Genomic DNA, 19,292 nt, shown 5'->3' on the forward strand with positions numbered 1-19,292 from the left:
CATGATTATTCTTCTATAAAAGTCTGTCTAAAGAGTTTAATTCCATGAATCAGACTAATCTGACGTTCACTCAATGACTGCTCTAATACAGCCAAACCCGCATTTTGTTCTAAATACGGATCAATCCACTGTGCATCGATGAGTGATACCCAATGATCACTGTCCATATTTTGAGTAAATACATCGCTTAAGGCTGTAATATCTGCACCTTGGAAACCAAAGAGCAGTACAGGTGAATCACTATGTAAAATACCCATCAGTAATTCAGCATCTTGGTTTTCGACAAATCGGCTAATCAGATTGACCCAAAATGCTGCAATCTCATAGCAATAGCTGATGTTATTGATGGGTAGAATCAATACTTTATTCAGCTTTGACGTGCCTTGACGGATAATGGGTTGTAGCAATAAACCAAGACCAATCATACTTTGTGCAAGCTGATACGGTGTGAAATTCAATAAGCGTGCAAAAGAATGCAAAGTGTGCTGTTCATAAAAAGAAGAGCTTTCTTCAGTCCCAAACACCTGAATTTCATTGCTCAATTTCCCCAGCTTATCTAGCAAAATATCTGGATCACGAATCGAACGCATTACACGGTTTCGCTGATATAAATCAATCAATGTTTGTTTATACCGATATGGTGCGTACAAGATATTATCAAATGGATCATCAATTTCTAAAAGATGCGCCAACACCATCGGAAACTGTCGTTTCGAACTATCTTCACTGCTAATTAAATTCGCAACCAAAAAGCGCCGATCTTTTGGACTGGCAATAAAAAAGTCCAGTGATGGCAAAGTTGTGTAAGCAGCATTGAAATTATCCGAGCGCATGGCATATTCCAGCGCCTCAGTAATCCACTGATCGATTAACTGAATCAATGAATATTGTTCACGACTTTTTAAAAAGTCACCACGCGCAGGACATTTTCCATAATACAAAGGTGTCGTTCTGACTTCATACATAGGCACACTCCTTATTGTACTGCGCGATGGTCGTAACTGTGGAATTATCTGAATTGCTCATCATGGTGTTGCATTTCCTTGTACAGCACTCATAGGTGAGTTTGCAGGAGGCGCTACAGGTGCCTGACCCGCTGGCATGGTTTGCGCAGCGACTACACGAACACCCTTATTGGTCACAACTTGGTCAACCAAGGTCATACCTGAGTAGCCTGAACCCGTGGTTGGGCCAGAAGCACTACCGCTCACTAAACGGAAATTCACCTTCACAAATATTTTAGGATTTTGTTTGCTATACCAAACCATTTCAAATGCATTGCCACCTTTTTCAGTACGCTGTGCACCTTCTACCAAGCGGTTAATACCGTATTCACCCGGTTCATCAAAAATCGTGTGCGTTTGGCCCTCTAAATCAATAGCAGTAATACGTGCCCCCGGAATTGCGGTTTTATTTGGCCAGACAAAATTCACCCATTGTTGTACACCATTTTCATAAACCATACGTTGTCCATCAATATCAATGGTATACGACAGTAGTTGTGGGTTTTCCAGTGGATAGAACTGGAAGTTAGACTGATTTGTTGCTGCTGGCGCTGCTTGCGTCAATTCACCTGTTGCAACACCATTACTTGGTGCTACATAACGTTGGAAGTTGGCAACAAATTGAGGATTTAAGCCAATACCTAAATCTTTCCATGTCTTAGTGGTCAAGGTATAACCACGACGAATCACTAATGGATCTAAATATTCTTTCACAAAACGCGCAATACTACCGTTTTCACCAAAAATTTGGCTGATTTCATTGCTGGTTGCTTGCAAAGTTGCGTTGCTATTGAACGGATATTTAGGTGCTAAATTCGTGCTAAATGGTTGATACGCTTGCATTGCCCATAATTTATTAATTTCATTTTGAGCAGGTATTAACAATACTTCAAATGACTGCGTCACGGGTTGCATAAAGAGTTTTTGAATCATCTGCTGATCTAACTCTTTTAGACCTACAGACATTTTTTCATCAACAAACTTTTGGGTACTGTTAAAGACTGAGCTTTGGTCATTAATGGTTTGTTTTACCAAGGCCATACTTGCAGGCCCCATATCGCCACTGCTTTTCAGATCATTATATTTGCTACGTATTTGGCTTAACGACAGCATGTATTCATCCATAATGGATTTATTTTGCTGGTCATCACGCTTACGTACCAATTGATAGAACACATCAAATTCTTTGGCTATGACACCTTGACCTGCTTTAGATGCAACTTGCTGTGCTTGTTGTGCATCGTCACGGCTAAGGACTTTCCGTTTAAACCATGCAATGAAGCCTTTTTGTGGCGCTGCAAGTTCAGCTTGCACAATTGGATTATCCCAGTTGGTTTCTTTAGCGACACGATCTACCAATTTTCGAATTGGAGAGTTTTCAGGTTCACCTAAAATATCGGTAAAACGTGATTGCTGAGCAACATCAGTACCTTTTGCATAATGCATTGCATTCAAGAATTTACGCCATTCAGCAATATATTCTTGTTTATACAACTCGGTTAATTGCTTACTGATTTGATCAGGACTTCCACTGAAAGTTAAGTCATCAGAGCGGTTGGAATTGAGCACCCAATCTTGCGTATCCGTTGGATTATTTGCAGCTTGGCTGATTGCATCTTTAACATAATCATTCCAAGCCTGATAAGTAAAGATCCCCGGCAATGCATAACTACCCAACATACTGTTTTGTGCGCCTTCCCCCACAATTTGTTTCACAGTTACAGCAGGGAAACGCACCGAGCCACGCATTTTTATTTCGTTATAAACACGATCACGAGCAGGAATACCCATCGTAACGGCAGTCAATAATTGACGCGTCTGATCAACCAAAAGTGTATCCGACTCTAACTGTGGGAATGTTGGATCATTAGCCAAAGTCATTGCATAAGATAAGACTTGTTCAGCCTTTTGAATCATTTCACCACGCGGCATTTGACCACGGTTCGAATCTAACCATGAACGCCAGAAACGTGTCACTTGGTCACTTAGATGGCTTGATTCAACATATTTATGATTGCTCAGCATCAAATAAGCTTTCAACGCATTATAAGCATCTTGTGGATTGCTATCCGATGGCTCTAAATAGGGTTGATTGCTTTTTACCGCCTGAGTAATTTGAACATTAACGTGATTTTCTTTTAATGTAGCTTCATTCGATTTTACACGTTGCAAATATTGTGCAATATTTTGCTGTGATGGCACTAACACCAACTGCTGAATACCACGTAGATATTCAGTTTTTAATTTTTCACGAATCTGATTACCTTGATACAAGCCGAAACTATATTTCAATGGACGATCTTCATCAAAATGATCCAGTTGTTGCAAGTGACCTTGTAAAATCAGCAAGGCATCAAGCTGCGTTGATAACTCACTACCATTTTGACTTTCCATTTGCACGACTTTATCTAAATCGGCTTGGACTTCTGCCACCAACTGTTGGTTATTTCGATATGACCAAATCCATAAACCCAACACCATAGCAACCAATAGTAAGGCGCCAATAAATGCCATAAAACGTTGGCGCTTACGCGTTGGATTAATATGCTGTTTGACCAGATTTTTATCTTTTAAAATAACAGTCGAGAACAAACCTTTCAGGAAGTAGCCATGATCTTGTGACACAGAATTGGTAGGAATACCAAAGTCACTGTCCGTACTCTTCACTAAGTGGAAATCATCTGCAATTTGCTCAGTCATTGGACTTTCAATGACACCTTCTTGCAATGCACTGGTGAAATAAAAACCACGGAACACAGGTTTAAATTGATACGGATTTTCTTGAAATAATGTACCAATAAATGTTTTTAAAACAGGTTTAAGACTCTTAAATTCCAATGGAAAGGTCATGACACTCGGTGAAATATTTTGCGAGTGACGACGACTCAAATGCGTTGTGCTAACACTTTTTAAACCATCATACAAAATTGAATAGTGCTTTTCGAACATTTCAACGGCATGTTCCGAAGAGTTCGGATCATAAGGTAAGGTCGCACCCCACACTTGGTCGAATTCATCTTTATCGTAACAATCAAAGAACTCGGTAAACCCTGCAATTAAGTCCATTTTAGAAAAGACGATATAAACAGGTGCAAAAACTTCTAGACGCTCTGTTAAATCTTGAATGCGTGCACGCAAATTTTTCGCTAATTTAATTGATTTTTCAGGACTTTGACTGACCAATTCCGCCACAGAAACAATCACAATCAGACCATTAATAGGTGCTTTAGAACGGTTTTTCTTTAAAATATTTAAAAAGCCCAACCATTCAGAATGATCTTCGGCATAAACAGAATAACGTCCCGCAGTATCGAGTAATACACCATCTGTTGAGAAAAACCAATCACAGTTACGTGTTCCGCTTAGTCCTGCTGAAACCATTTTTTGATGGGTTTCTTCAAATGGAAAGCGTAAACCTGAGTTATAAATAGCAGAACTTTTACCCGCAGCAGGATTACCAATCACCATATACCACGGTAATTCGTACAATGCTGCACTTCCTTTTTTATCCCCCAATTTGGATTTACGGATAAGTTGAATCGACTCTTTGACTTGTTGATTGATCAACGAGAGCTCTTCTTTATTTTTTTGCTTGCCGTATTCAGCTTCTGTATCTTTCGTAATTGCGTCAGCTAATTCATCACCTTGTTGTTTATGACGGTAATGCTGAACCAGCTCGTAAATACCCCAAATGATCAATCCAAGAATATAAACAGCGACAACGATATAAAAGGTTTTTTGCGGAATCGAGTTATGCATGGCCATAATGGCCACAAAAAATGACAAAGCCACCATCGCTTTAGGATTGGTGACATACTGCCAAACATAACCGAGTATTGTATAAAATAATGTGTTCACAATTTTCTCAATCTAATTTAATTCTATTTAAATCGTTTCTGGTTCAAGCTGCTCTTCTTCTGAAAATGCTTGAATAAAAGCAAATGTTGACTCTTGATCCGTGCTGTACATCATGGCGGTTAACTCTTCTGGCAGGTGCATACCCAACATAAAACCAAAGATTTTGGCTAAATGCTGTGTATCCCCAAGATTTTGTTTTGTATATAAAAAATGATAAGTTTCAGTCGCAGTTTCATCGAATTTATTTTGTAGCTTTTTCACCACTTTCATGTCTGTGGCATCATCTAACATAAATAAGAAAGGTTGTTCTTGATTAAACTGTGGTAAGTCTTTTAACTGTTTTCGTTTAAAACTCTGTGCAAAATCAGTTTCATTGGTCACAACATTCAATACTTTTTTCGGCATTAAATTTTGAATATTGACTTGTGTATTTGCTAGACACCAACTCGAAGCATATTCAGCCGCGATATATTGCTCTTGCAGCCATATTTTTTCATCGACACACTCTTGATCAATTTCTGAGTCAACACTAATGACCAAGCTCACTTGACTAGTTTGATGAGAAATTTGTTCAAGAATGCGTAACCACTCGGTATAAGCGACACTTTTCCCAATGAAATGTGCTTCGATATGAATTTGTTCTGCAATGACGCCATTACTCTCAGACAACTGATTTTTAATGTCATTGAGATAATCGTCACTCCACTGATGGACCAAATCTTCTGCAAGTAAAACATGAATATTTAGGCGATTTAAACGTGAAACTGGGGCTTGAGATTGTGCAACAGAATCCGAGTCAACTTCTTGTGCGTAATTTGGATTAACCCAAGCTGGATGCATACGATATTGGTAGGCTAATTCGCTGTCATAAAACAACGTAGACTGTTTTAAATGATCAGCAATCAAATACAAACTTTCAGCATGCTGTTCCAATTGCTGTTGAATTAAAGCTTGAATGCGTTTTTCCCGCATGGTTGTTACATTAAAATCCGTCTCTTCATCGTCTGAAGTCAATTCATCCAAGTCTTTGATCCGATATGACAATACTGGCAAACCGTAGCCATTCAACAGATTTTGGTCTAACTCAGGACTTTTGAATTGCTGAATATCTTCAACAATTTGTTCATTTTCACCATAGCTATGCCATGCTGCAGATGAAAAGACATTAATGCTTATCTGTTGAATTTCTAACGGTTTCGGTTTGGCTTGCTCAATTGCTTCAAGTTCTTTTTGTTCCGCCTGTTCCTCAGCTTTTTTTTGTGCTTCTATTTTTTGTTCTTTACGAAATTGAATACCTTTGTATATGAAATATGGCGATAAAATTAGCGCACATAAAACTAAAGGCAATAGGAAAAAGTAAGATATTAGATCTATTGCAGAGGGATCAAATCCTGTATCGCGCCAGTAAAAAATGATACATGCAGTGCACAATAAAAATAGTGTCGTAAACGTACCAATGATTAATTTAATCACAAGAATTCCCCATTAAGGCATAACAGGTTTCAGCATTATCTTCCTGTTTATTTGGCTGTAAAAAAGCCCCCTGTCCTAAACCGATTCCGCTCAAGGCGTTTAAACAAACAGGTTTCATTTCTTCTTTTTTTAAAATCAAGCGAATATCCATCATTAAGGTTGGACTGCACCACGTTTGAATCATTCTCTTCAACTTTTTGCTTCGCGCTTGATTAGGTAAATAGCTCAAGTAATCTTCGTGAGAAAGTGGACCGATCACAATTTCAATTTTTTCATCAATTTGTTTTACACTTTCACCGCAAAAGGTATTTAAACCCAACAAACTCGGCTGACTACCACCCAAGCACGTACGCTGCTCTTCTTCAAAAACAAATGTTTCAGGAATGAATTCGCGCACCGTAAATTCATGATTAAAAATACAACTCAACATGGTTTTCAATGCGTACGCTGTATTATTTTGTCCCTGCATTAATCCTGAAAATTCAGCAAAGTAATCATCTAAATCGGGTTGTTCGTGTTGACTACGAACATAACCATTTAAGGCATGTAAAATATCTAAATAGTGGTTATCTTCTTCAATTTCATAGCGAATAGGTAAATGGTAATTGATACTGGCATCAACATAATGCGCTGTAAGTTTATGGTTAAAAAGACCTAAAAATTTCTGCGTTTCTTGGCGTTGTTGACGTGCACTGAGTTTAATTTTATTGGTATAGCTATAAGGTAAAGCGCCTTGGATACCTGTCAATCCCACCATTAAATTGGTAATTTGAACTTTGTTATTCTCTAAATTTAAAGCCTCAATTTCTGTATTTGGAAAATTAAGATTCAGCGAACTGTCAAACTCAAAATCATTTGCCCAATGGCTTTGTGCTTTTCCATAAGGCGCATGCCTTAACAGTCGTGTCGCTTGTATAAACTCATAAGCGGTAGGTTCTTGAAAAAGTCCCTCAACTACAGAGCTTTCTTGCCACCAACGTTCTGAACGCATTGGTATAACTCCTGTTGAGTGTTCGCATCAAAAACCAAGACATCGACAAAACTATTCATATTGACCTTTAAATTAAAAATATTGGTCAATAATTGACTGAAAATATATAGACTATGCCCTCTGAATATATCTGCATCAATTTCTAATTTAACTTGAAGTCCACGAACAAATAATGGAAAAGGTTTACTTTCAACGAGTTTTTGTTTCGTTGAAAATTGAATATTTTTAATCGAATCAATAATAATTTGATTTTCTTTCGATGTAGGTAAGTTATAGAGCTCTAATAATTCCTTAATATGGGCGACCGTATCACCTTTCATTAAAGACATATTATTGAGTGATAAATGAGAAATGACACGCCACTGCTCTTTCTTATTCTGTTCAAAATAATGCGGAATCGATGGACGTTTTAACATTAAGGCACGACGCGCCAAATTACTGTCATTGAGCGTTAAAGCATTCTGATCTTTATTATAACTTTCATAAGGTAATTCACGATTACTACATAAAAGTTCAGTACTAATAAAATCAGATTGGGTACTATACGGATCTAATGAGCGTGAGACAATTGAATAATTCAGTTCCTGATATTTATTCTTCATCTGCTGTGGATTCAAGCTATAGAAAAACTGAACTTTATCTTGGTGATAATGGCTCATCGCAAAGAACGGTAACACTGGATAATACACTTCATCCTGATTACTTTTTTCACGCACCATATTCATTTTTACAATTGAATATGCTTGATAATATTCAGGATGATGCGCATCCGTGATTAGTGGATATTCCATACGCTTATGATTAATTTTTTGTGGTTCCGCCTGCTTTTTAAATAAATTAACGATCGGCGTTGAAAATAATTTAAAGTTAGCTGCGTTGAGTTCAGAATAATTACGTATAGACGCTTGATCATTCAGGTTCAATTTAAAATGCATTTGCACTTCAAATTCACTATGTTCCAAACTCAAGTATTTAATGAAATCGAGATTAAGTTTTAGAAAACTAAATTTTTCTGGAACGCAGAAGTATTCCATCAACAAACGATAGGCGTGATGCGTATGCTGATCTATAGGAAGGACGCTTTGAATTTCATCAAAACCCATGACTTCAAATGGATTAGAAATATCAAAAACATGCAGCCCTACTCGAATTGAAAAACTGGTGCTCGATTTAAAAATACTGTCGAGCACTTGGAGTGGAAAATTCGAAATGGCATCCAAAAAAATCGGCAATTGTTCTTGCGCCAATAATGCATGTTTATTTGAAAAAATTTCAAAACCTAAATTCAAGGTCGCATTTTGATTTAAATGCATATGCGCAGATGGATGCGTTTTGAAATTTAATTGTTTTAATTGAATCGGTAATAACACCACATCTTGTACGGTTTGATATTCACATTGAACACCACGGGTACTTTTAGCTTTTAAAGTTGTCGCTTTAGGAATCGGGTGTCGTTCTGTCAGTTGCTTAATTTTATTAATATCTTCAAAGCTTACAACCGAACATGCTGGAAATGGTTTTAAATATTGAGGAAACATGACCTCAAAAATGGAACGAGTAAAAACGTCATAGCTATCTGCGAGCTTTTTATCAATACGTGCAGAAATTAAAGAAAATGCCTGAATTAAACGTTCAATATGTGGGTCGTCAATCTGTTCTTGATTTAAAGACAAACGTTGTGCAATTTTTGGGTATTTACTGGCAAACTCACGGGACTGTTGTCCAAATTCCTGTAGTTGTTTTTCGTAATACGGTAACAGCTCTTCTATCACAGATAACCCACTTGATTAAACTCTTGGTGAAATAACATATTGTTGTGTTGTTGGTTTTAATAAAGCATCAAAAACGACAGGTTCATATAATGGATGAATATTGAGATAGGCTTGAATACTCAAACACAAAGCTCCCATATTATGACCATCCATTAACATCTCGACTCGAATCTGTTTGAGTCTTGGCTCATGTGCTGCAATCGACTGTTCGATTGATTGGCAAATCTTGTCACGATCAGTTGGATTTGCCGTCGACAAACCTACAAAGTCAATAATCCCAAATTGTAAAATGGACTTTTTAGCTAAGGGAAAATCATCAATAAAATCATCAAGTTTTGCTACACGGCTATTCAATAAATCTTCTAAGTCGGAAGCCACTGATTCGCGTAATTCTTGCAAAGACAAACCTTGAGTTTGCTGTGCATCTATAGGAAGTAGACGGTCAAATAAAGTTGTTCTAAAACCGTAAGGATAGAGCTGATCGAGATTCATATCTTCTTATAAATATTAAAAAAATTAAAATAGAGGCTAAACAAGTTAGCCTCTATCTGAATCCATCTATTACGCTGCGTATGATGCAGTGTTATTAGACAACGACCATTTCTTCGTTACAGCACCTTTCGCTGTACCGTTAATGTCTTGTTGGTTGTACGTCCACTCAACAGCAGCGTATTTCAAACCAAACGATTCATGCGGGACACCTTCATCATTTACTGTTGGCGTAACGCTTGAAACGAGTACATGTTTCAATTTAATTTGAAGATATTTAATACGTTTGTCGCCATTTGCACGGTAGAAATCAATCTGAACTTCGTCAAATGTATAACCCGCAGAACACGCTTCCCAAAGTTTTGGGCTGGTCGCATCAAGGTCTTTCACAAAAAGCATATCCGAATGTTCTACACGTTCTGCAGTATGACCACCAACACTTGAAGATGTTGCAGATTTTGGTTGACGAATATTGTGCGTCCAAGAATTTACTTCTAACCAACTCTTATGTTCAGCATCACGTGATTCGCCATCTACTTTGTACTTACCACGAAATTGAATGTATATATCTTTCATTGTTCTCAAAACCTATTTTATTTAAAGTTATTATAAAGTTGTCTCAAAAATTAATTTGAGGACTGAGGCAACTCGGTCACAAGTCGTAAAGAAACAGACAACTCATCCAACTGGAAATGCGGTCGTAAAAAGACCACAGATTTGTAGTGACCCGGTAATGCAGGGTTTTCTACAACTTTTACAGAAGCTTCGCGTAATGGATATTGCGCTTTTGCTTCTTGAGATGCACCATCATCAAGTAATACGTACTGTGATAGCCATTCATTTAAGAATGTTTCAACATTACCTGCAGAGGCAAAACTACCCACTTTGTCACGCATCATTGCTTTTAAATAATGTGCAATACGTGAAACCGCCATGATGTACTGGATTTGACTTGATAAAGCAGAGTTTGCATTTGCAGTATCGCTGTCATATTTCTTTGGTTTTTGAGCAGATTGCGCACCAAAAAACGCGGCATAGTCAGTATTTTTGCAATGTACCAATGGGATAAAGCCTAAATCACTGAGTTCTTTTTCACGACGGTCCGTAATTGCAATTTCAGTTGGACATTTAAAAACAACTTCACCATCGTTGGTTTTAAAGGTATGTACAGGTAAGCCTTCGACTAAACCGCCACCTTCAACCCCACGAATGGCAGCACACCAACCATGCATATCAAATGCATTGGTCAAACGTGTGCCAAATGCATAGGCTGCATTCATCCATAAATATTCATTGTGGTTTTCGCCTGAAACCTCTTCAACATAGTTAAAGCCTTCAGTTGCAGTACCTTCTTTTGGATGATAAGGCAAACGCCCCAATACACGCGGCATCGTCAATGCAACATAACGTGCATCATCGCTTTCACGGAATGAGCGCCACTGTACATATTCGGCTGTTTCAAAGATTTTTGACACATCACGTGGACGGTCGATATCAGTGAAAGACTCTAGTCCTAACATATTTGGACTTGCAGCAGAAATAAACGGTGCGTGAGCAGCAGCAGCCACATGCGAAATTTGTTCAAGCAAATACATATCTGAAGGTGTACGATCAAACTCAAAATCACCGATTAAAGTTGCATAAGGTGCGCCACCGAATGAACCATATTCTTCTTCATAAATTTTCTTAAACAACGTACTTTGGTCAAAATCAGTCGCACCCTGAAAATCCTTGATTAACTCTTTTTTCGTTGTATTTAACATACGAATTTTTGTTAATGAATTCGACGGAGTTTCTTGGCAGAAGTAATATAGACCACGCCATGTTGACTCAATTTTTTGAAATTCTTCATGATGCATAATTTTGCTAAGCTGCGAAGAAATTAAAGCATCAATTTCAGCAATACGCTTATCAATTGATAAGGTCATATTCTCAGAAACAGTAATAGTTCCTGCCATGACTTCTTTCGCAAGTTCACCGATTAAACTTTTAGCACGATCATGTTCTTGATCTGTACGTGCGATTCGACTTTGCTCAACAATAGAATCTAAAAGTGAATATTCTTCGGTTTCAAGATTTGTCGCAGTTGCAGTATTAAAATTACTCATTTCCCGCCTCCACGCTTAATTTGCGAATTTGGTCAGTATTATTTAAGACTTCATCAAGCAAGTCTTCTAAGCGTTCATTATTCGAAATTTTATTGCGCAAATCCGATAAACGCTCACGTGCAGCAACCAATTTTTGTAAAGGATCAACCTGTTGCACTACATGTTCAGGTGTGAAATCCGCCATACTTTTGAATGTTAAGTCGACAGACATTCTGCCGCCTTCTTCAGTCAAAGTATTCTCAACTTGGAAGTTTGCACGCGGTGCAAGAGATTCCATTACTTCATCAATATTGTCTAAATCAACATTAATAAATTTTTTATCTTTTAATTTGGTTTTTTCGACTTCAGAAGCTGCGGAGAAATCACCTAAAACCCCGACAACAAACGGTAATTCTTTAATTTCCTTACCATCACCGACTTCCACGTCATATGTCAATTGCACGCGTGGAGGACGAATACGTTGTAGCTTTTTTTGCACACTTTCACGTTTTGCCATGAGTGTTATTTCCTTGTTATTTATTTTTTCAATGTATCAAAAGGCGATGAACCTGCTGCTGGTTTTCTCACCGGAGTAGGAACTGTTTGTTTCACATGTGATTTGACAGTTGTGTTCTGCTTCGCTTGTGTCGTTTTCTTTGCTTGTGTATTGGTCTGTTTTTTAGTTTTTGGTTGACTAGATTTTTTAAACTTCACAGTACTAGCCACCGTTTCAACACTTTTTTCATCCAAATCAGAACTGATATATGCTTTTTTATCAAGTGATGGCTGAATATAACGAATGTTATCAGCAAGAACTTTTGCTGGTGAATAAGTACTCTCATCCAAAGTGCGATTTTCATTATTACGCATTTGATTCAACGCATTATGAGAGATAGCCACACCTGCCAAAAATGTTACATCTGTTAAATCTGGAGAGTAATAATTATTTAATCTGAGTGAGTTTACAACTTGTAAAGCTTTTAAATTATAACCATTCACCTGATATTTCTTTGCAATATCAACTAAAATTTCATTTTTAAGTGCGCTATTTTTTTTATTTTTCTTGTCACATAATTGGTTGTAATAACTAATGATTTCTAAATCAGTATCACCTAAAGCTAGCGGATAATCCTTTACACAGGACTTATTTACCGTCGTCACCTCATCCTTTGCCAAAGCTATCTGGGAAAAACATGTCGCTAAAATTAAGGGTGTAAAAACACAAATTTTTTTCAAAATTGCCTCTGGTCTATCCATACACATGAAAGAAAACATAGTTTATTTGGAGAAATCACCACTTATGTTCTGTGGGTTTTCTCTTCGTTTATAGAAAAATATTAAGGTGCGCAAATTTAACAAAATATAACAGCATGGAGTCAATACAAAATTCCGCAAAAAGCGACCTAGTTTGTCAACTATTTGTTTTTTTTTGTTTCTTTTTTTTAAATTAACTTTTTCATTTTTTAAATTTCTCTGTATTATATCGCCTAAAGTTAGACGCCAAAAAAGCGCAATGCGTTGATTTTAAAAATTTATTTTTATAGCAAGAATAATGAGATCACAGTTCACCATTTAATTTTTTTGTACTGTGTATTTTAAATCTGATGAGTTTTTTATGAATAATTTAAAAGTTTTAATTACAAAACTATCCCCTCATGCACGTATATCACTTGAAAAATCCGCCAATACTTGCATTAATCAACAAAATTACGAAATAGAAATAGAGCACTTTTTACTCGAAATACTCAATCAAAATGATAAAAATGACCTTCAAATATTACTTGAAAAGTACAAAGTTTCACGTGAAGGTTTAATCAACGATCTGAAGGAAAGCATTTCACAGTTACCAAAAGGTAATACTCGTACTCCTATTTTTGCTAAATCTATTGTGCGTTTACTTGAGCAAGCATGGTTACTGGCATCTGCTGAACAAAATCCTTTAATTCGAAGTAGTCATTTGCTTGTTGCATTTTTGACAGCGCAAGATCTTTACCAAATTGCAATACGCGCCTCAAGCTTATTTGAACTTTTACCAATCGATACGATTAAGCACAAATTCTTGGACCTCTGTGCGAAAAGTGTTGAAAATGAAGATTACACCAATGAAGTGAATGATCATCAAAATAGTCAAAGTCTTCAATCACCAGCTTTTAAAACGCCTGCCTTAGATCAATACACCATTAATCTAACTGAAAAAGCTAAAAATGGTGGTATTGACCCTGTGATTGGTCGTGAATTTGAAATTCGTTTGATGCTCGATATTTTGATGCGCCGTCGACAAAACAACCCTATTTTAACTGGTGAACCAGGTGTAGGAAAAACGGCTGTTGTTGAAGGTTTGGCTTTAAAAATTGCAACCAATCAAGTCCCAGATGCACTTAAGAATGTCAGTATTCACACGCTAGACATGGGCTTACTTCAGGCTGGAGCAAGTGTAAAAGGTGAATTTGAGAATCGATTAAAACAAGTCATTCATGAAGTTCAAGCCTCTGCTCACCCTATTATTCTATTTATAGATGAAGCTCATACATTAATTGGTGCGGGTGGCCAAGCAGGTCAAAATGATGCTGCAAACTTACTTAAACCTGCGCTTGCACGCGGAGAATTACGTACGATTGCGGCAACCACTTGGGCTGAATATAAACAATATTTTGAAAAAGATGCTGCATTAAGTCGTCGTTTTCAAGTGATTCAAGTTACCGAACCAACGGAAGACGTTGCGATTGATATGCTTCGTGCCATGATTCCTGTTATGGCAAAGCATTTCAGTTTACAAATTGATGATGAAGCGATTGTCACGGCTGTCCATGCTTCACATCGTTATATTACCGGTCGCCAACTGCCAGATAAGGCGATCAGCGTACTTGATACAGCTTCTGCTCGCGTCGCACTAACGCAAAATGCGCAACCTGTAAAATTAGATCAACTTCAAGCGCAGTTACATAACCTTAAGCTTGAACTGGCAATTTTAGAAAATGAACACAAAAACATCCCTATTCATCATGAGCGAATTGAAGCTTTAAATCATGAGTTGATTACACTAGAACAAGAAATTCAGGCGACTGAAAAGCAGTGGCAAACTGAACTTGATCTTGTTCGCCAAATTCAAGCATTTGAAAACGAAGCTGTCGATAACGCTGAATATATCGAGAAAGTGAGCGGACTTCGAAATGAACTTGCTCAATTACAAGGTCAAACACCCTTAGTATTTGAACGTGTGAATGCTCAAATTATCAATGAAATCATTTCTGACTGGACTGGTATCCCAGTGGGTAAAATGGTTAACGATGAAATCAAACAAATTTTAAAATTAGAAGACCAACTAGAACAGCGTGTAATGGGACAAGATTATGCGTTACATCAATTGGTTCAAGGCATAAAAACTTCTAAAGCAAAATTAGAAGATCCGAACAAACCACAAGGCGTATTCATGCTTGTTGGCCCAAGTGGTGTAGGTAAAACTGAAACTGCCCTAGCCCTTGCCAATGAGCTTTATGGTGGTGAATCACATCTCATTACAATCAATATGTCTGAGTATCAAGAGGCACATACAGTTTCATCCTTAAAAGGTGCCCCTCCAGGCTATGTTGGCTATGGTCAAGGGGGTGTATTAACTGAAGCTGTTCGTCGTAATCCATATAGCGTTGTTTTATTAGACGAAATTGAAAAAGCACATAGTGATGTTCAAGAGTTGTTCTACCAAGTCTTTGATAAAGGCACATTAGAAGATGGTGAAGGTCGTTTGATCGACTTTAAAAATACGACAATTTTATTAACATCAAATGCCGGTTCAAGCGCCATTATGCAAGCCTGTGTGAGCCAACCAGTTGAAGAATGGCCTACGGCAGAAGAATTGATTGATGTATTAAAACCAGCTTTATACAAGCAGTTTAAACCTGCATTTTTGGGTCGTATGCGTATTGTGCCTTATTTCCCACTACATGATGACTTACTGGTCCGTATTATTCATCATAAATTAGGAAAAATTACAGCACGTATTCATAAACAATATGGAACTGAAACTCGCTATACAGATGATTTAGTTGAATTATTGTTAAGCCGTTGTACAGAAGTAGATAGTGGCGCACGTAATGTTGATAACATTTTAAATTCGAGTGTATTACCCTCTCTTGCGACTGAGCTATTAATGGCAATGAGTGAACAAAAAATTCCATCACTTATCGAAATTGATGTAAAAGATGATGACATTATTTATTTACTTGACCCAAAAGCTAAACTTACTAAAAAACGCAATACCAAGAAGCCGAAAACTGTAGAAGCCTAAGTTAGGAAATAAGTAGAATATGAGTCTGGAACTCGAAACATTATTGCAACCCATTTCTGAGGATCAACCTTGTGGGAGTGATTATTCATTTTCGAATGATTTTCACGCAATAAAAAAAGCTAAAACGCAGGATGATCCATTACTTGATCAAGGTGATTGGATCGCCGAACCCAAACAAGCGGATTGGGGCTTTGTTCATCAAAAATCATCCGAATTGTTATGTGAACAAACGAAGGATATCCGACTCTATGGTTGGTTACTTGAGGCTTGGACGCATATTCATGGTTTTGCTGGTATTGCAAAAGGTATTGAACTGACTCAGCGTAGTCTTGAAAACTATTGGATACAGTTACACCCTGAAATTGAAGATGAAGATCTTGATCAGCGTTTAGGTTTGCTTCAAGGAATAATTAATCAGATTCCAATACTGATTAAAACTGTACCTATAGTTAGTGCGAGTGCAGCATATTCATTGGCTGACTATGAACGTATGCTTCATCAACAAAATCAACGTCGTAAATCGAGTCACGATGATGATGAACAAGATGACAGCATTAATGAAATGGAACAATTTGAACATGCCTTGTTCAACACATCAAAATCAATTCAGTATCAATCTTATCAACAATTTTTAGAAATCCTAAAAGTTTGGCAAAATCTAAAAGATACTTTAGATCAATTGATGGGATTAGATGCGCCAAGTTTTGCTGGTATTGACTCACAAATTGAAATGATTCATTTGAGTTTAAAAAAGATTTATAAAGCAGATGCATTTATGAATTCGACTTCAACTGAAACATCATCAACGACTGTAAGCGAAACTCCAACAGCCTCCGCTATGCAACATGTGCAAAAAGATATGCAAATACAACAAGAACAAAATGCGCAACAATTTAAACCGCAAGCACAGAACCATTTAGAAAACCGCGAACAAGCTATGCGTGTTTTGCAAGACATTGCGGATTATTTCCAAGTGAATGAACCTCATAGCCCTGTTAGCTATATGTTGCAAAAAACGATTAAGTGGTCGCAAATGCCATTACACGAATGGCTAACGCAAGTCATTAAAAATGAAAATCCGCTTGAAGCCGTACAAGAAATGTTAGGCGTTCAACAACAATCTAATGAATCAAATAGCGACTGGTAACATCAATGTTTAGAGCAGAAAAAATTTTATGGGGTGAAGGTTTATTTTTACGCCCTCAACACTTTCAATTGCAAGATGCATATCATGAGCAGCGTCTAAACCATACCGTTCGTGCAACAATCCCTTTTGCTTATGGCGTTCAAAGCCTGATTTTCGATGAGTCACAAATAAGCACCAATACATTAGCTTTAAATAAAGTTGAAATGATTTGGCAAGATGGTGAAATTTATCAAGCACCTGCACAAGATTTATTGCCCGAACCGGTATTGTTAGATTCATTAAATTTACGAGGTGAAATGCAGGTTTATTTAGCATTACCGATCGTGCAACCCAACAAGCGTAATGTTAATTTTGAAGAAAACACCCAATCCAGTCGCTATCATTCACATCTGACACAAACTCACGATTTATTTACTGATGCGACGGCAGCGGAGATTACGCTACTCCGTCGTCGTGCTGAATTTAAAATTTTTGAGTTAGGCCAAGAACCACAACATAATCTTGATGGTTTCTTATATATGCCGATTGGGAAAATTAAACGACAAAGTTCGGGGAATTTTGTACTGGATTATCAATTTATCCCACCGATTTTACATATTAGTTCATGTGAATCTTTAATCACTGGCTTGAAACGTACACTGAATATTATCAAAGCCAAAATTAAAACGATTCAATCGAATAATCGTGAAAATGAACAAAAGTTAATTGAATTCCGTTCAGGTGATATTGTTTCATTTTGGCTAGTGAATGCATTAAATACTGCGCACGCAACACTTAATCATTTATTGCAATATCCGCTGATTCATCCTGAACGATTATATTTTGAATTATTACGTTTGACTGGTTCATTATTAACATTTTCAACAGCTTATGAAGTTGATCAATTACCGCAATATCAACATCATAATTTGCAAGAAAGTTTTGCTCAACTTGATGTCATTTTGCGAGATTTACTCGACACGATTATTTCTAACCGTTACATCAGTATTAACTTGAAAGAAACGCGCCCATCATATTGGGTTGGTAGTTTAGAAAGTGACAAAATCACTCGTGACTCTCGCCTTTATCTTGCTGTATCAAGTAGTGCAATGCCTACGCATGACATTATTTCCTATGTACCGTTACGCTTCAAAGTCGGCAATACCATTGATGTTGAACAACGTGTGATGGCTGCTTTACCTGCCGTTCCATTACAACATATGATGCAAGTACCAACTGCAATTCCTGTACGTTCTGGGGTCAGCTATTTTGAAGTTGAACCAAATAATGACTTATATCAACGGATGCTGGATTCAGAATCAATTTGTGTCTATATCCCTGCAGGCTTCCAAGATATTTCGATCGAACTTATTGTTGTGATGAATGGATAAGGCATTAAAATGAATACTTCAAACAATGCACCCTCTTTATTTGATGATGGCCAAATTGGACTGGGTGCATCAAAACCCATAACTGAAACAAAAGTAAACAGCTCTACAAATCTTGTTGATCTTTTGCATGATGGTTTTTACATTGTATTTCTTTTGAAAAATCAATATGTACCTTCAAATCCAACGAGTTTTAGGACAAAAATTTTAGATTTATTAAATCGTTTTGAAAGTCAGGCAAGAAAACTTCAGTTTAGTAATGATGATATTACCGATGCTAAATATGCCTATTGTGCTTTGTTAGATGAAACAATTGTGACTCAACAAGATGCGCGATTTTTCGACTTGCAAAATAATTGGATGATGAATCCGTTACAGTTAAGTCTTTTTGGTTCGCAACTCGCTGGCTATCGTTTCTTTGAAAATTTAGAACAAATTCGCTCGAAAAACAAAGAGCGCCTTGCTGCTCTAGAAGTTTACCATTACTGCATGTTACTTGGTTTTCATGGTAAATATCGTCTTGAATCGATTGAAATGCTCAATTCATTGGTTGCACGTGTTGGTGATGAAATTGATTACATGAAAGGCAAAAAAGCATTTTCACCTTTTGCAGCATTGCCTGATCAAATTAAAAATATCATTCATCGTGAATTGCCATTTTTCTGGATTTTAATTTTTTGGGCATTGTTTGCAGTATTGGCTTTTGGTGGTTTGAAATACATGTTGTCTAACCAAAATAACAAGGCATTATCTCAATACCAAAATGTAATTACAGCCCCGTCAGAACAAGCTTATATCACTATTCATTTACCATAAGAC

The 19,292-nt window shown here is 37.1% G+C and carries 14 protein-coding genes; 4 read left to right on the plus strand and 10 right to left on the minus strand.

The genetic code is table 11. From position 1 onward, the window contains the following. Positions 1–5: 5 nt before the first annotated feature. The 10 genes from tagF to B9T33_RS11335 all read right to left on the minus strand — a co-directional run bounded on the left by tagF (position 6) and on the right by B9T33_RS11335 (position 12,937). Entirely contained in the window at positions 6–965 is a 960-nt protein-coding gene (tagF, locus tag B9T33_RS11290) for a type VI secretion system-associated protein TagF (protein WP_086179001.1), read from the minus strand. Positions 966–1,025: 60 nt separating this feature from the next. Continuing rightward, entirely contained in the window at positions 1,026–4,862 is a 3,837-nt protein-coding gene (gene tssM / locus B9T33_RS11295) for a type VI secretion system membrane subunit TssM (RefSeq protein ID WP_086179002.1), read from the minus strand. A gap of 27 nt (positions 4,863–4,889) precedes the next feature. After that, positions 4,890–6,335, minus strand: a complete 1,446-nt coding sequence (locus tag B9T33_RS11300; protein ID WP_086179003.1) for a hypothetical protein — start codon at positions 6,333–6,335, stop codon at positions 4,890–4,892. After that, positions 6,328–7,326 (minus strand): type VI secretion system baseplate subunit TssG, encoded by a 999-nt coding sequence (gene tssG, locus B9T33_RS11305; RefSeq protein WP_086179004.1) that lies wholly within the window; start codon positions 7,324–7,326, stop codon positions 6,328–6,330. The genes B9T33_RS11300 and tssG overlap by 8 nt, the downstream gene beginning before the upstream one ends. Continuing rightward, positions 7,290–9,098, minus strand: a complete 1,809-nt coding sequence (gene tssF / locus B9T33_RS11310) for a type VI secretion system baseplate subunit TssF (protein WP_086179005.1) — start codon at positions 9,096–9,098, stop codon at positions 7,290–7,292. Before tssF ends, tssG begins: the two co-directional genes overlap by 37 nt. Before the next feature lie 15 nt (positions 9,099–9,113). After that, the gene (gene tssE, locus B9T33_RS11315; protein WP_086179006.1) at positions 9,114–9,590 is read right to left on the minus strand and encodes a type VI secretion system baseplate subunit TssE; all 477 of its coding nucleotides are present in this window, start codon (positions 9,588–9,590) and stop codon (positions 9,114–9,116) included. Positions 9,591–9,659: 69 nt separating this feature from the next. Further along, a complete protein-coding gene (locus tag B9T33_RS11320) occupies positions 9,660–10,163 on the minus strand; it encodes an Hcp family type VI secretion system effector (RefSeq protein ID WP_086179007.1) in 504 nt (167 codons plus the stop codon). A 50-nt stretch (positions 10,164–10,213) separates the two neighbouring features. Next, positions 10,214–11,695, minus strand: a complete 1,482-nt coding sequence (gene tssC, locus B9T33_RS11325; protein ID WP_086179008.1) for a type VI secretion system contractile sheath large subunit — start codon at positions 11,693–11,695, stop codon at positions 10,214–10,216. Next, the gene (gene tssB / locus B9T33_RS11330; RefSeq protein ID WP_086179009.1) at positions 11,688–12,191 is read right to left on the minus strand and encodes a type VI secretion system contractile sheath small subunit; all 504 of its coding nucleotides are present in this window, start codon (positions 12,189–12,191) and stop codon (positions 11,688–11,690) included. The genes tssC and tssB overlap by 8 nt, the downstream gene beginning before the upstream one ends. 20 nt (positions 12,192–12,211) lie before the next feature. Beyond that, positions 12,212–12,937: a hypothetical protein gene (locus B9T33_RS11335; RefSeq protein WP_143224011.1), complete on the minus strand. Its 726-nt coding sequence runs from the start codon at positions 12,935–12,937 to the stop codon at positions 12,212–12,214. Between the two features lie 352 nt (positions 12,938–13,289). Here B9T33_RS11335 and tssH point away from each other — a divergent pair, with 352 nt between their 5' ends. From tssH to icmH, 4 genes are read left to right on the plus strand one after another with little or no spacing between them, the layout of a single operon-like run. Further along, complete coding sequence (gene tssH / locus B9T33_RS11340; protein WP_086179011.1) at positions 13,290–15,959, plus strand: type VI secretion system ATPase TssH; 2,670 nt, start codon at positions 13,290–13,292, stop codon at positions 15,957–15,959. A 19-nt stretch (positions 15,960–15,978) separates the two neighbouring features. Beyond that, complete coding sequence (tssA, locus tag B9T33_RS11345; protein WP_086179012.1) at positions 15,979–17,106, plus strand: type VI secretion system protein TssA; 1,128 nt, start codon at positions 15,979–15,981, stop codon at positions 17,104–17,106. Positions 17,107–17,111: 5 nt separating this feature from the next. Further along, a complete protein-coding gene (gene tssK, locus B9T33_RS11350; protein WP_086179013.1) occupies positions 17,112–18,476 on the plus strand; it encodes a type VI secretion system baseplate subunit TssK in 1,365 nt (454 codons plus the stop codon). Between the two features lie 9 nt (positions 18,477–18,485). Then, entirely contained in the window at positions 18,486–19,289 is an 804-nt protein-coding gene (gene icmH, locus B9T33_RS11355; protein WP_086179014.1) for a type IVB secretion system protein IcmH/DotU, read from the plus strand. The last annotated feature ends 3 nt before the right edge of the window (positions 19,290–19,292 follow it).

Origin of the sequence: Acinetobacter sp. ANC 5054, from assembly GCF_002135295.1 — a bacterium.
Lineage (GTDB): Bacteria > Pseudomonadota > Gammaproteobacteria > Pseudomonadales > Moraxellaceae > Acinetobacter.

Coding starts and splice junctions, on each gene's coding strand:
- tagF (WP_086179001.1), bottom strand. CDS start 965: ATGTATGAAGTCAGAACGACACCTTTGTATTATGGAAAATGTCCTGCG.
- tssG (WP_086179004.1), bottom strand. CDS start 7,326: ATGCGTTCAGAACGTTGGTGGCAAGAAAGCTCTGTAGTTGAGGGACTT.
- tssE (WP_086179006.1), bottom strand. CDS start 9,590: ATGAATCTCGATCAGCTCTATCCTTACGGTTTTAGAACAACTTTATTT.
- B9T33_RS11320 (WP_086179007.1), bottom strand. CDS start 10,163: ATGAAAGATATATACATTCAATTTCGTGGTAAGTACAAAGTAGATGGC.
- tssC (WP_086179008.1), bottom strand. CDS start 11,695: ATGAGTAATTTTAATACTGCAACTGCGACAAATCTTGAAACCGAAGAA.
- tssB (WP_086179009.1), bottom strand. CDS start 12,191: ATGGCAAAACGTGAAAGTGTGCAAAAAAAGCTACAACGTATTCGTCCT.
- B9T33_RS11335 (WP_143224011.1), bottom strand. CDS start 12,937: ATGTGTATGGATAGACCAGAGGCAATTTTGAAAAAAATTTGTGTTTTT.
- tssH (WP_086179011.1), top strand. CDS start 13,290: ATGAATAATTTAAAAGTTTTAATTACAAAACTATCCCCTCATGCACGT.
- tssA (WP_086179012.1), top strand. CDS start 15,979: ATGAGTCTGGAACTCGAAACATTATTGCAACCCATTTCTGAGGATCAA.
- tssK (WP_086179013.1), top strand. CDS start 17,112: ATGTTTAGAGCAGAAAAAATTTTATGGGGTGAAGGTTTATTTTTACGC.
- icmH (WP_086179014.1), top strand. CDS start 18,486: ATGAATACTTCAAACAATGCACCCTCTTTATTTGATGATGGCCAAATT.